Here is a 309-nt window from a genome sequence, read left to right on the forward strand (position 1 = left end):
TTTAATAGCTTATTGCATACTGCAATTAGTGCTAATTTTTTACTTTTTCCTTTAGCAACTAATCGCTCATAAATATCCTTACAAGCTTTATTGTATTTGCAGGCATTAAAACTGCACATAAATAATAAGTTTCGAAGTTTTTGGTTCCCCATTTTACTTATTTTACTGCGGCCAGTTACACTGCTGCCACTTCTTTTTATCACGGGAGTCAATCCTGCATAACTACACAATTCACTACCACTTGTAAATCGTTCAAAACCATCTGTTAGAACCACCAACATTAGGGCTGTTTTGTTTCCAATACCTGGT

The 309-nt window shown here is 35.0% G+C and carries 1 protein-coding gene; it reads right to left on the minus strand.

The features are described 5' to 3' along the window. The coding region (locus tag H2O73_RS23710; RefSeq protein ID WP_182110762.1) for a transposase at positions 1 to 309 on the minus strand (309 nt) is incomplete at both ends.

It is taken from the genome of Vibrio marinisediminis, from assembly GCF_014050145.1.
Lineage (GTDB): Bacteria > Pseudomonadota > Gammaproteobacteria > Enterobacterales > Vibrionaceae > Vibrio > Vibrio marinisediminis.